We start from the raw sequence: 12,939 nt of genomic DNA on the forward strand, positions 1-12,939 counted from the left end.
AGGAACCCTTTATGCGCTGCGACATCACCATTGTTTTCGACACCCGCCGGTCGCTGGACCTGAACGCCACGGTGGAAACGTCTCCGCAACGCCAGAGCGATGCGCGCGACTGGTTCGACGGCGCCTGGGAAACCCTGGGCTGCGAACCGTTGCGCCCCAGCGGCAAAGTGCTGCTGCTGGACAAGGTGCTGGGCGTGGCCGATGCCCTGGGCTACGACACCCTGTCCAGCGACGCCAAGGAAGCCCGCGAGTTCGCGGAGCACCTGGCCATGGCGCTGGAGCGTCCGCGCATCACCGTTGACCTGCCGGGTTTGACCGTCGGCTACTGACGGCACCGGCGCGGCACACGTGAAAATCCCCGCTCGCAAGGCGGGGATTTGTTTTGGGCGGCGTCCGCGCGTAACGCGGCAGCAGGAAAACCTAGCGAATCCCCGCCCGCATGAACGACTGCACGAACTGCCGCTGGAACAGCAGGAAAGCGATCAGCAGCGGCGCGGCGGACATCAGGGTGGCGGCGGTAATGACCGACCAGTCGATGCCCTGGTCGGTGGACGAGAACACCTGCAAGCCCACGGTCAGCGGCCGGGACTCGACCGAATTGGTGATGATCAGCGGCCACAGGAAGTTGTTCCAGTGGTGGCTGACCGACACCAGCCCATAGGCCACATAGATCGGCTTGGCCAGCGGCACGTACACCTTCCACAGAATCTGCATGGCGTTGGCGCCTTCCATGCGCGCCGCTTCCTCCAGTTCGCGCGGCACGGTCTTGAAGGTCTGGCGTAGCAGGAAGATGCCGAATGCCGACGCGAAGTACGGCAACCCGATGGCGAACACCGTGTCGCGGATGCCCAGTTGGCTCATCGAACGGTAGTTCTCCACCAGCAGCACGTCCGGCATGATCATCAACTGCAACAGCACCAGCATGAAGACGAAATCGCGGCCGCGAAATTCGAAGCGCGCGAAGGCGTAGCCCGCCAGCGTGGACAGCACCAGTTGGGCCGCCAGCACCATCGTGACCAGCATGAAGGTGTTCAGGAAGTAGCGCGGAAACGGCGCCGCATGCCAGGCGCGCACGAAGTTATCCAGCGTCAACGGCGCGAACAGCTCGAAGCGGGTCGCGTAGGCGGGCGGGTGGAAGGCCGCCCACATCGCGTAGGCCAGCGGCAGAATCCACAACAGGCCTAGCGCCCAGGCGCCCAGGGTATCTAGCTTGTCTTTCATTGATAGTGCGTCCTGCGATCCAGCCAGCGGAACTTGAACAGCGCGGTCAGCGCCAGTACCACCAGCAACACGACGGTCAGCGTGGCGGCGTAAGCCGTGTCCCAGAAACTGAACCCCACCTGGTAGATGTAGTACAGCAGCAAGGTGCTGGCGTTGTCCGGCCCGCCGCGCGTCATGACCACAACATGGTCCACCAGACGGAAAGCGTTGATCAGCGCATTGATCAGCACGAACAGCGTGGTGGGCATCAAGAGCGGCCACAGGATGCGGCGGAAATACTGCCAGCGCGATGCACCTTCCAGCATGGCGGCCTCGCGCAGCGACGGTGACACGGTCTGCAAGGCGGCCAGGTAGAAGATCATGAAGAAGCCGGCCTCTTTCCACACCGTCACCAGCATCAGCGCCGGCAAGGCGGTTGCGCTGCTACCCAGCCAGTTGGGGCCGGGCGCACCGAACCAGCCCATCACCTGCGCAATCAAGCCGTATTGCGGCGTGTAGAAGAACAGCCAGATGTTGGCCACCGCCACCATCGGCAGCACCGTCGGCGTGAAGTAGGCCATGCGCAGAAAGCCGCGGCCGCTCAGATTGCGGTTTACCCACAGCGCCATGATCAGCGCAATGCCGATGGACGTGGGGATCGTGCCCAGCGCAAACCACAGGTTGTTCCATAGCGACTGCCAGAACACCGGATCGTCGCGCATGACGGCGTAGTTCTCCAGCCCCACGAAGCGCGCCGGACGCGCGCCCTTGGGGGTAGAGAAAAAGCTGTGCCAAAGCGTCGCCACCGCCGGGTAATGCGTGAAGGCGGCGAGCAGCACGATGGCTGGCAGCAACAGCAGCCAGCCATAAAGCGCATGTAAAGAGCGGCTCATCGTGCTTGTCGGTTTACTTGTAGGAACGCAGGATGCGATCGGCCTCGCGCTGTGCGTCGGTCAGCGCCTGCTGCGGCGTCTTCGACCCAATCAGCGCGGCTTGCAAGGCATCGTTCAGGGTCTTGGTAACGCGCTGGTTCTCATGCGTGGAGAATTCCGCCACGCTGACTTCCAACTGGTCGCGCGCGACCGCCGCGGCCGGCACTTCCTGTGCGTACTTCTTCATCTTCTCGGTCTGCCAGGCGGCCGGCGTCACGGCGACGTAGCCCGTGGCGATGCTCCAGTCAGCCGCGCGTTCCGGCGTGGTGACCCACTGCGCGAACTTCAGCGCGGCTTGTTGCTGCGCCGGTGTACCGCTCTTGAAGATGTAGAAGTTGCCGCCGCCCGTCGGGCTGCCGCCGCGCTTTTGCTTCGGCATCATGGCCACGCCGAACGGGAAATCGGCATTCTTGCGGATGTTGGTGAGGTTGCCGGTGGTGGTCCAGACCATGGCCGCCTTCTTCTCCAGGAAGTCCTTCGGCGTGGTGCCCCAGTCGATCGTGCCCGTGGGCATGATCTTGTGCTTGGCGGACAGGTCGCGCCAGAACTGGGCGGCTTCCACCACCGCCGGCTTGTCCAGGTAGACCTCGTTGCCGGCCTCGTTCATCAGGATGGCGCCGTTGGGCGTGGTCAGCGCCTGGAACAGCCAGTAGGCGAACGCGCCGCCCGACGGAATTTCGATGCCCCACTGCGTGGTGTTGCCCGAGGCGTCCTGCTTGGTCAGTTTCTTGCCGTACTCAACCAGTTCGGCCCAGGTGGCCGGCGCGCGTTCGGGATCCAGCCCGGCGGCCTTGAACAGGTCCTTGTTGTAGTACATGACGATGGTCGAACGCTGGAACGGCACGCCCCAGGTGTGGCCGCCCGTGCGGCTGTTCTGCATGAAGGCGTCATAGAAGCTGCCCAGCCACTTCTTGTCGGCATCGGACTTGGCCAGCGAATCGATCGGCACGATGGCGTCTTCGTCGATCAGGGTGAACATGTCGGTCGACAACAGCACGGCCAGTTGCGGCGGCGTGCCGCCCTTGAGCGCCGTCAGCGCCTTGGCGATGGAATCCTGGTACGAGCCGGCGTAGATGGGCTTGATCTTGATGTCGGGGTTTTCCTTCTGGAAGTCCGCCACCATGTCGTCGACGATCTTGGTGATGGGGCCGCCCACGGCCACCGGATAGTAGAACTCGACTTCAACAGGCTTGTTCTGCGCCTGTGCCGGCAGGGACAGGCAGGCGGCGGCCAGGCTGGCGGCCAGGGTCTTCAGTACGATGCGTCGCATGGTGCGTTTCCTTTCCTGTGGATTGGGCGTCTTTCAGCGCCCGACGGTGTTGATGACCGCCGAGTCGGCGGCAAAGAAATGCTGTTGCTCGTTCGGCCAGCTCAGGCCCAAGGCCTCGCCGGCGCGGGCGCGCAGATGGCCGCCAACCCGCACGGCCACGCCACTGGTGTCTCCAACGCGGCACACCACGATGGAGTCCGCGCCGAAGTACTCGACGCTTTCGACAATGGCGGGTATGCCCGCGCTGTCGATGCGGATGTGTTCCGGGCGCACGCCCAGCTTGACCGCGCCCGCTGGCGCGTTCGCGATGGCTGGGCCCTGCGTGCCGGCGATCACCGTCGAACCCTGCTGGCTGGTCAGCGCGATCAGGTTCATGGGCGGGGTGCCGATGAAGCGGGCCGCGAATTCGCTGGCCGGGCGCGCGTACAGGCCGTCAGGCGTGTCGTGTTGTTCGATCTGGCCGCCGCGCAACAGCACCACCTGGTCGGCCATGCTCATGGCCTCGGTCTGGTCGTGCGTCACGTACACCATGGTGATGCCCAGGTTCTGCTGCAACGCGCGGATCTCGCGGCGCATCTCGTGGCGCAGTTGCGCGTCCAGGTTGGACAGCGGTTCGTCCATCAGGCACACGGGCGCTTCGGAAATCACGGCACGCCCCAGCGCCACGCGCTGTTGCTGCCCTCCCGACAACTGCGACGGCTTGCGGTCCAGCAGATGGGCCAGGCCCAGCAACGCGGCCACGCGCTGCAAGCGGCGATCGAAATCGCGCGCGGGTTCCTTGCGCACCTTCAAGCCGAACAGGATGTTCTCGCGCACGGACAAGTGCGGAAACAGCGCGTATGACTGAAACACCATCGAGATGCGGCGCTTGGCGGGCGGCAGTTGCGTCACGTCGCGGTCGCCGATGCGGATGGTGCCCGACGTGGGCGTGTCCAGCCCGGCAATCATGCGCAAGGTGGTCGACTTGCCGCAGCCCGACGGGCCCAGCAGCACGGTGAAGCTGCCTGCCGGCACCGTGAAGCTCACGCCGTGGATGGCGGCGGCGTTGCCGTACTGTTTGGTGAGGTTATCCAGAACGATGGATGACATGCTGTCTCGAAGATCTAATTGTTAGATCCGCATTGTTGCCTGTTATGAAAACCTTTTCATTGTGCAGCGCAAACATGACGGATTCGTGGCAAGCTCTACGGCTTCAAACTGCGCTTTGCGTGTCGGGCGCAGCGCTCATGCAAAGGGATACGGGCCGGGGTATTCCCCGATAACGGCGTGATGCGTGACCAGGTTCGCGCCCTGCCACCAATGCAATTGGTAGCCCGGCGGTTCCATGATGTATTGCAGTGTCGGGCGGGGACCAAGCTCCAGCGCCAACTGATGCGCGGTGCCGGGGCAGGTTGAGGCGATCGTGCCGCCGAAGCGCTGGAAGATCGTGCGGTGCAAATGGCCGCACAGCACGCGCTCTACCTTGGGAAAGCGCGACACGATGCGTTCCAGTTCCGGGGCGCCCGCCAGCAAGCCGATGGCGTCCATGTGCTCAATGCCGGTCAGGAACGGCGGATGGTGCATCAACACCAGCGTGGGGCGGTCGGGTTGTTCCGCCAGGCGCGCCGCCAGCCAGTCCAGGCGGTCCTGGCAAAGCTCGCCATGGCTTTTCATCGGCACCACGGTGTCCAGCGCCAGCAAGCGCAGCGGATACGTTTCGATCGCGTACTGGATGAACGGGCCGCCGCCTTGCAGATAGTGATGATCGGGAAACGCAGCGCGCAGCTCCGCACGATCGTCATGGTTGCCCGGCAGCAGAAAATACGGAATCTCCAGCGCGCTCAAGTGGTCGCGCAGCACCTGGTATTCATGCGGGCGGCCCAGGTCGGTCAGGTCGCCTGTGATCAGCACGCAATCGGGGCGCGGCGTCAGCGCGTTCAGCGCGCGCACGGCGGGCGCCAGGAACGCCGCCGGGTCGATGACGCCGTAGGCCTTGTCGCCCGGGGTGCGCATGTGCAGGTCGGTGATTTGTGCGATGAGCATGATGCGTACGGAATGTTGGAGTTGGATGAAAGCAGCGGAATACGGTCCGCGGTCAACGACGCACGGACGCCGCGGTACCACCGACCACGATGCAATGCGGCAGGCGATTCGATTGCGGGGGCTGGCCGTGAATCTGCGCCAGCAGGTTCGAGCACGCCGTCTGCCCGATGCCATCGCTGGGTTGCGCCACGGTGGTCAGCGGTGGGGTCAACAAGGCGCCAAAGCGCATGCCGTCAAAGCCGCAAACCGAAATGTCCGTGGGTACGCGCAACCCCAGCGCAACCAAGTCGGCGATGACGGCGGTGGCCAGCAAATCGTTCGAGCAGAACAGCGCGGTGGGCGCCTGCTTGCCGCGCAGCGCCGCCTTGAGCACGTCGGCGTCGCTGCCGGTATGCGAGCTCATGGCGATGTGCTGCACGGTGTCCAGATTCAGTTTCTTGGCGCAGGCGCGCGCGCCCATCAGGCGGCGTCGTGCGCGGTCGGACGCCGTCAAGGGGCCAGTCACCAGCGCAATGCGGCGGTGCCCCAGCGCGGCCAGGTGCGCCACCATGTCGCTGGCAGCGGCGCGATTGTCGACAGAAGCGAACGGGTGGGTGGACGACTCGTTGTAGACCAGCACATAGGGCATGCCCGCGCTGTCCAGATCGTCCAGTGTGGCGCTTTTGTTTACGTCGGCAACGGTCAGAATCAAGCCATCCACCTGGTGATCCATCAAGCCTTGCACCGCTGCCGATTCAACGGCGGGGTCATAGCCGGTGGCGGTCAGCATGACGCTGTAGCCGGATTCGCGCGCCCGCCGTTCCGCGCCTTCGAAGCATTCGGCAAAGACGGGGTTGGACAAGGTGGGCAGAATCAAGCCGATGGTGCGGGTGCTGCCCGACCGCAGGCTGCGGCCCACGCGGTTGGGCCTGAAGCCGGCGCGCTTGGCCACGTTGCGGATATGGGCCAGCGTGTCGGGATGCACGATCTCGGGCTGGTTGAACGCGCGCGAAACCGTCGCCGGCGAAACGCCTGCCTTGCGGGCCACTTCAATAATGGAAAAGCGGGGCGACGGGCGCGTGGCCATATCTTGATGACTGTCAATTTGCTGAAAACGATTTCATCTTACAAGACAAATATGACCTTTGTGTTGCACGGGTTTGCGCTATGCTGGTGCGAACGCAACAACATAAAGCCAGGGCGCGGCGCAGACGAATGACTCGGGAAAACACGGTGTTTTTTCGGTGTTTTTGGGTTTTTCCCAATTGACGCGGCGCGCACAATGGCTGGGATCGGTCCGCTGAATCCGCGTGGCGATAATGCCGCGCGGCAAGCAAGGACTGACCCCTCGGTCAAGGGGACCGGGTGCGCTTCAGCCGCCACGCAATGCGTGGCGCCGGGATAGAGGAAAAAGAAAATGTCTATTGCCTTGAACAGACTTGGCGCGCTTGAAGCCGCGCGCAAGCTGCAACGGCGCGAGTTAACCGCGGTGCAACTGGTGCGGGCGTGCTTTGCCCGTATCGAGCAGCGTGAGAACATCATTCATGCCTGGACGGCGCTGCAAAAGCAGGCGGCGCTGGACCACGCCCAGGCCCTGGATGAAGGCGCCCTGCGCGGCCCGCTGCACGGCCTGCCCATCGGTGTGAAAGACTTGTTCGACACCGTCGACCTGCCCACCCGCTATGGTTCGCCCATTTACGAACGCCACCGCCCCGGCCTTGACGCCGCGTCAGTGGCGCTTTGCCGTGGCGCGGGCGCTGTTGTTGTGGGCAAGACCGTCACCACGGAATTCGCCACCTACCAGGCTGGCCCCACGCGCAACCCGCGCAACGAAGCCTATACGCCGGGCGGCTCGTCCAGCGGTTCGGCGGCCGCCGTCGCCGACGACATGGTGCCCTTCGCGCTGGGGTCGCAAACGGCGGGCTCGATCATCCGTCCGGCCTCGTACTGCGGCATCGTGGGCTTCAAGCCCACGTTCGGGGCGATTCCGCGCGCGGGGGTGAAAAGCCTGGCCGAATCGCTGGACACCGTCGGCGGGTTCGCGCGCTCGGTGCCGGACGTGGCGCTGTTCGCCTCGGTCATGATGCGCGATGCGCGCATGCTGAACCTGTCCTACGACGCCAAGCCGCGCATCGGCATGTGCCGCACGCTGCAATGGCGGCATGCGCAGGCCGAAACCAAGGAAGCCTTTGCGCAGGCCGCGGCCACGCTGTCGCGCGCGGGCGCCGTGGTGCAAGAGGTGCCGCTGCCCGCGCAGGATTGCATGCTGGTGCAACTTCACGCCGACATCATGGCGTTTGAGGCCTCGCAGTCGCTGGCTTACGAACGCCTGCAACATGCCGGCCAGCTCAGCCCCAAGATTCAGGCGGTGCTTGAGGCGGGGTCGCAGATTACGGCGGAACAACACATCAAGAATCTGGCTCGGGCTGAAGAGTCGCGTGCCCGTGTGAATGGTTGGTTCGAGGACTACGACGTGGTGCTGGCGCCCAGCGCTGCCGGTGAAGCGCCGTTTGCCGACCTGGGCACCGGTGACCCGCAGTTCTCGCGGCCCTGGACCCTGTTCGGCCTGCCCTGCTTGAACCTGCCCTTCGCCACAGGCCCGCAAGGCCTGCCCGTGGGGTTGCAGTTGATCGGGCAACGCTACGACGACTACCGCGCGCTGGCAATTGGCGCCTGGGTCCATGAGCGGCTGCTTGAGGCCAATGACACCGACATCGGCGCCTCCGACATGTGGCCGCGTGGCTGAACGCTATCGGGATAGCGTTGTGCAGAAAGCAGAAAGCCCGCCGATAAGGCGGGCTTTTGTTTTGCCGGGTGCGCCAAAGAGAGGTGTGTCTTTGGGTGGCGGCCAGCCCATGTTTCGGGCTGGCTGTGGGCGTTCAGTTCAGGTTGCGCAAACGGAGTGCGCGTCGCAAGCGGAATGCGCGGATCACGCGGATTCGGCTTCTGCGGCTTCCTGCTCAGCGGACGCCACGGCGCCCGCGTTGATGTGGCGGTTGACGGCGCTCAGCACGGCCTGGAACGAAGCGGTCACGATGTCGCGGTCGATGCCCACGCCAAAGCCAGTGCTGGATTCGCCGACGCGCAATTCCACGTAGGAAGCGGCGCGCGTGTCGGTGCCGGTGCCGATGGCGTGCTCGTGGTAGTCCATGATGCGCACGGGCACGTCCAGCGCGGCAACGAAGGCCGAGATGGCGCCATCACCCTTGCCCGTCACGATGCGGCGTTCGCCGTTGTATTCAAGTTCGGCTTCGATGCTGAAGTGCTGGCCTTCGCCGGCCGACGGGTTGCCGTCGATGCGGTGGCGGATCAGCTTCCACGGCGTCTTTTGCTCAAGGTATTCGCGGTTGAAGATGGTGTGCACATCGTCGGCGGTGACTTCGCTGCCGGTCTCATCCGTGACGCGCTGGATGGCGCGGCTGAATTCAATTTGCAGGCGGCGCGGCAAGACCAGGCCGTGTTCCTGTTCAAGCAGGTACGACACGCCACCCTTGCCGGACTGGCTGTTCACACGGATCACGGCGTCGTAGCTGCGGCCAAGGTCGGCGGGGTCGATCGGCAAGTACGGCACTTCCCAGACAGCGTCGGCCTGTTGCAGCGCAAAGCCCTTCTTGATGGCGTCCTGGTGCGAACCCGAGAACGCCGTGAAGACCAGATCACCCGCGTACGGGTGACGCGGGTGCACCGGCAATTGGTTGCAGTATTCAGCGCAGCGGCGCACTTCGTCGATGTCGGAGAAGTCCAGGCCCGGATGCACGCCTTGCGTGTACAGGTTCAAGGCAAGCGTGACGAGGTCGACGTTGCCGGTGCGTTCGCCGCTGCCGAACAGGCAGCCTTCGATACGGTCGGCGCCGGCCATCACGGCAAATTCAGCGGCCGCGACTGCCGTGCCGCGATCGTTGTGCGGGTGCACGCTAAGGACGATGCTGTCGCGGCGCGCCAGGTTCTTGTGCATCCATTCGATCTGGTCGGCGTACAGGTTGGGGCTGGTGGCTTCGATGGTGGCGGGCAAGTTCAACACCATCTTGTGGTCGGGCGTGGGCTGCCAGACATCGGCCACGGCATCCGAGACTTCCAACGCGAATTCGGGTTCGGTGGTGCTGAACACTTCGGGCGAATACTCGTAGCTCCATTTGGTTTCGGGGCGCTGCGAGGTGTATTGCTTGATCAGGCGCGTGCCGGTGGTGGCGATGCCCTTGATCTCGTCCTTGGACATGTTGAACACGACCTTGCGGAAGGCCGGCGCGCAGGCGTTGTACATGTGGACGATGGCTTGCTTGGCGCCCGCGGCGGCTTCCACGGTGCGGCTGATCAGGTCTTCACGGGACTGCGTCAATACGATGATGGTGACGTCATCGGGGATGCGCTTTTCGTCGATGAGCTTGCGCACGAAATCGAAGTCGGTCTGCGAAGCGGACGGGAAACCCACTTCAATTTCCTTGAAGCCGATCTTCACCAGTTGTTCGAAGAAGCGGAGCTTGCGCTCGACGCTCATCGGTTCGATCAATGCCTGGTTGCCGTCGCGCAAGTCGGTGCTCATCCAGATCGGCGCCTTGGTGATGCGGCGGCTGGGCCAGGTGCGCTCGGAGAAGTCGCGGGTAAAGGGCGCGAAGGGGACGTATTTGGTGGCGGGGTTGGCAAGCATCATTACTACACCTCGATCGGTATCTTTTGAATCCCGTGAGCACTGAGTCTCGTCGGCGCCTGTGACCGGATGACGGTCTTGCGCCAGGGGTTGCCGTGATTAACCGGCAGGATTCACAAATAAATGGGGGAAATCGCGTGTGGCAAACGTGGCTGCCGAGCTACCACGGGGACACTAGGCCCGGCAACCGATCGGTAGGTATAGCGATAGCGCGGCGGCGAAGGAGGAGCGAGCGCGCAGGCCGGCGACCGGAGCGGCGAAGCGTCCGGTGGCAATCGCGGGGAGGGTGCGGTAAGCGGCCATAGGGTGCTAGTCAAACATACTTTTTCGACAAGCGCAAACAGAAACTGCCAGGTTGGGGGTCAGCGCGCCGGGCCGATACGCGGTTCGACGTAGCGTTCGGTGCGCGCGTCGCCGCGCGGTTCGCGACGGCCGTCATCGCGCGGATCCCGGGCTGGCAGGCTGGCCGATCCGTCCAGAATTTGCGCCTGTTCCGCCACCATGGCGATCTTGCCGATGCGATTGTGGCGAATTTCAGACAATGCGCGGCGCAAGTCGCCTACAGTGAAGGGTTCCTGGCGGTCGCCCCAGGTCCAGCGCAGCACGCCCAGCGATTCTTCAGTCAGATTGGGGGCCAGGTCGGCCAGAACGTCGGGGCCTACCGGCGTCGCGGCGCCCGAGGCCAGGCTGGCCGAAAACCAGGCCCGCACGGAGAAGAAGACGATCAGGGTCCAGATACCGGCGACGACCCACCAGATGTAAGGATTGACCTTCTGCGCCATGTCCTGGGTGGGTTGGCCCAGGGTATGCAGGAAGTCGTAGTTCATGCGCTTGCCGAAATCCAGTATCCACGAGGCAATCAGATACCAGAGGACGACGGCGACGGCGATGACTATCGCGCGCACAACGATTCGGGGTAGCGCCAGTTTGAGCAGGGTCTGGCCGATAAGTCGGCTGTCCTGGCGAACGCTTGCGGGCGAAGTCAGATTCATCATGCAAAATATTGTACCTATGACCCGTCCAATTTTAGAACTGCGACCTGGCCAGCATTTGACGCTGACCCCTCAGCTACAACAATCGATACGATTGTTGCAGTTGTCCACGCTCGACCTTGAGGCCGAGATCTCGCAAGTGCTCGCGGACAATCCCCTGCTGGAGCGGGAAGACGACACCCCCGCCGCCGAGGCGCAAGCCGAATCCGAGCGCGAATCCTCCGTGCAGGACGATGAACCCGCGGTGGAGCGCGAGACGCCCGTGGACGAAATGCCCGGCTCGGGCGGGGTGTATTCGGATGATGACTCCGGCCTGCCCGAGGCGGCGCGCCCTGACACCCTGCGTGAGCACCTGCTGGGCCAATTGATGTTGACGCGGGCCGCCCCGCGCGACGCTGCGTTGGCCGCGCTGCTGATCGACGAGCTGGACGAAAACGGATACCTGGGGTCGCCGCTTGAGGAAATCCTGACCTGGCTGCCCGCCGACATGGAGCCGGACCTGGACGAATTGCGCGCCGCGCTGTCTTTATTGCAGTCGTTCGATCCCCCCGGCATCGGTGCGCGCGACATGGCCGACTGCCTGGTGTTGCAGTTGCGCCACCCCGACCTGTCCCGGTTGCCGGAAGCGGCTGACCCGGCGGTCCTGGCGTGCGCTCGCGCAATCTGCGCACAGCATCTACCCGTGCTGGCGACGGGCAACGCCGCGCGTCTGTGCGCTGCGGTGGGCTGTGACGAGGCGACCTTTCGCGCCGCCCATTCCCTGATTCTGCGGCTAGAACCCCGCCCCGGGCGGGCCTGGACGGTGCCGGCAGCCGATTACGCCGTGCCGGACGTCATCGTGCGCAAGACCCGGCGCGGCTGGCAAGTCACCCTCAATAGCGCTGCGGTGCCCCGGTTGCAGATCAACGGCCTGTATGCGCAGATGTTGGGCAATCAGAAGGAATCCGCGCACGCGGGCCTGCAGACCCAATTGCAGCAAGCCAGATGGATGATCCGCAACGTGGAGCAGCGCTTTGACACGATCCTGCGGGTTGCCCAGGCGATCGTGGAACGCCAGACCGCGTTCTTCAGCCAGGGGCCGTCAGCCATGCGTCCGTTGATCCTGAAAGACATTGCTGGCGAACTCGGTTTGCACGAATCGACCATTTCACGGGCCACAACACAGAAGTACATGCTCACTCCGTTCGGCACGCTGGAGCTCAAGCGCTTCTTCGGCACGGGCGTGTCCACCGACGGCGGCGATGCGACTTCCGCCACGGCGGTGCAGACCTTCATCCGCCAAATGGTGGCCGAAGAGAACCGCGCCAAGCCCTTGTCCGATAGCCAGATCATGCAGAAATTGGCCGATCAGGGGATAGTCATCGCCCGTCGGACGGTGGCAAAGTACCGCGAAGCACTGCGGATTGCCCCCGCCACGCTGCGCAAGGCGCAGGCCAGCGCGCGTTGAAATAGGGGACGATTCCGCGCGGATTCGTCCTATGTTTCAAGGGCTTGCGTGACAATTCCGCTACAACTTTTTTTGTGGACGGGGCTTGTCATTCGCCGAATAATTTTCGATAATCATTCGCATGTACATTTGCGTATGTAATGCCATCACCGAACGCCAAGTCCGCGCCAGCGTGGACGGTGGCGCGACGACGCTGTCCGACCTGCAATTCGAGCTGGGCGTAGCCACGTGCTGCGGCTGCTGCGCGGCAACCGCCGCCGAATACCTGCCGGGCGGCCGCTGCTCCAGCGTGTGCGACGTTCGCTCCATCGCCGTTCCGGTCAGTGCTCCTGCCACTCTGGTTGAGTCGGGCGCGGCTGCCAACAACAGCAGCTTCCCCATTCCGCTGGTCGCCGCAGGCTGAGCATTGCCGTCCCATTCCGGCTCGCTGAGGTTTCCCAGCGGGCCGCGCT

Annotated in this window: 12 protein-coding genes; 4 read left to right on the plus strand and 8 right to left on the minus strand. The window is 64.1% G+C overall.

Annotated features, from left to right (window positions below; genetic code table 11):
* The first annotated feature begins 11 nt into the window (after nt 1-11).
* Complete coding sequence (locus tag M2361_RS20120) at nt 12-329, plus strand: hypothetical protein (RefSeq protein WP_100853586.1); 318 nt, start codon at nt 12-14, stop codon at nt 327-329.
* Nucleotides 330-420: 91 nt separating this feature from the next.
* On the opposite strand, the gene M2361_RS20125 is transcribed toward M2361_RS20120, so the two are convergent.
* From M2361_RS20125 to M2361_RS20150, 6 genes are all read right to left on the minus strand, one after another.
* On the minus strand, nt 421-1,221 hold the full coding sequence (locus tag M2361_RS20125; protein WP_100853585.1) for a carbohydrate ABC transporter permease: 801 nt from the start codon (nt 1,219-1,221) through the stop codon (nt 421-423).
* Entirely contained in the window at nt 1,218-2,093 is an 876-nt protein-coding gene (locus M2361_RS20130; protein ID WP_100853584.1) for a carbohydrate ABC transporter permease, read from the minus strand. Before M2361_RS20130 ends, M2361_RS20125 begins: the two co-directional genes overlap by 4 nt.
* 13 nt (nt 2,094-2,106) lie before the next feature.
* Nucleotides 2,107-3,402: an ABC transporter substrate-binding protein gene (locus tag M2361_RS20135; RefSeq protein WP_259251415.1), complete on the minus strand. Its 1,296-nt coding sequence runs from the start codon at nt 3,400-3,402 to the stop codon at nt 2,107-2,109.
* A gap of 33 nt (nt 3,403-3,435) precedes the next feature.
* Nucleotides 3,436-4,491 (minus strand): ABC transporter ATP-binding protein, encoded by a 1,056-nt coding sequence (locus tag M2361_RS20140; RefSeq protein ID WP_259251416.1) that lies wholly within the window; start codon nt 4,489-4,491, stop codon nt 3,436-3,438.
* A gap of 135 nt (nt 4,492-4,626) precedes the next feature.
* A complete protein-coding gene (locus M2361_RS20145) occupies nt 4,627-5,424 on the minus strand; it encodes a phosphodiesterase (RefSeq protein WP_259251417.1) in 798 nt (265 codons plus the stop codon).
* Nucleotides 5,425-5,476: 52 nt separating this feature from the next.
* Nucleotides 5,477-6,490: a substrate-binding domain-containing protein gene (locus M2361_RS20150; protein WP_259251419.1), complete on the minus strand. Its 1,014-nt coding sequence runs from the start codon at nt 6,488-6,490 to the stop codon at nt 5,477-5,479.
* 330 nt (nt 6,491-6,820) lie between these two features.
* Here M2361_RS20150 and M2361_RS20155 point away from each other — a divergent pair, with 330 nt between their 5' ends.
* Nucleotides 6,821-8,149 carry an amidase gene (locus M2361_RS20155; protein WP_259251420.1) on the plus strand — a complete coding sequence of 443 codons (1,329 nt, stop codon included), beginning with the start codon at nt 6,821-6,823 and terminating at the stop codon, nt 8,147-8,149.
* A 183-nt stretch (nt 8,150-8,332) separates the two neighbouring features.
* Here the strand turns inward: M2361_RS20155 and leuA are convergent, their stop codons facing one another.
* Nucleotides 8,333-10,051 (minus strand): 2-isopropylmalate synthase, encoded by a 1,719-nt coding sequence (gene leuA, locus M2361_RS20160; protein ID WP_259251421.1) that lies wholly within the window; start codon nt 10,049-10,051, stop codon nt 8,333-8,335.
* A 359-nt stretch (nt 10,052-10,410) separates the two neighbouring features.
* The gene (locus M2361_RS20165) at nt 10,411-11,043 is read right to left on the minus strand and encodes a hypothetical protein (protein WP_259251422.1); all 633 of its coding nucleotides are present in this window, start codon (nt 11,041-11,043) and stop codon (nt 10,411-10,413) included.
* Between M2361_RS20165 and rpoN the strand changes: the two genes are divergently transcribed.
* Both rpoN and M2361_RS20175 read left to right on the plus strand, forming a co-directional pair.
* Entirely contained in the window at nt 11,042-12,487 is a 1,446-nt protein-coding gene (gene rpoN, locus M2361_RS20170) for an RNA polymerase factor sigma-54 (RefSeq protein ID WP_259251423.1), read from the plus strand. The genes M2361_RS20165 and rpoN overlap by 2 nt on opposite strands.
* A gap of 121 nt (nt 12,488-12,608) precedes the next feature.
* On the plus strand, nt 12,609-12,890 hold the full coding sequence (locus M2361_RS20175) for a bacterioferritin-associated ferredoxin (RefSeq protein ID WP_259251424.1): 282 nt from the start codon (nt 12,609-12,611) through the stop codon (nt 12,888-12,890).
* Nucleotides 12,891-12,939: the final 49 nt, after the last annotated feature.

Source organism: Achromobacter sp. JUb104, from assembly GCF_024806975.1.
Taxonomy (GTDB): Bacteria; Pseudomonadota; Gammaproteobacteria; order Burkholderiales; family Burkholderiaceae_B; genus Achromobacter; species Achromobacter spanius.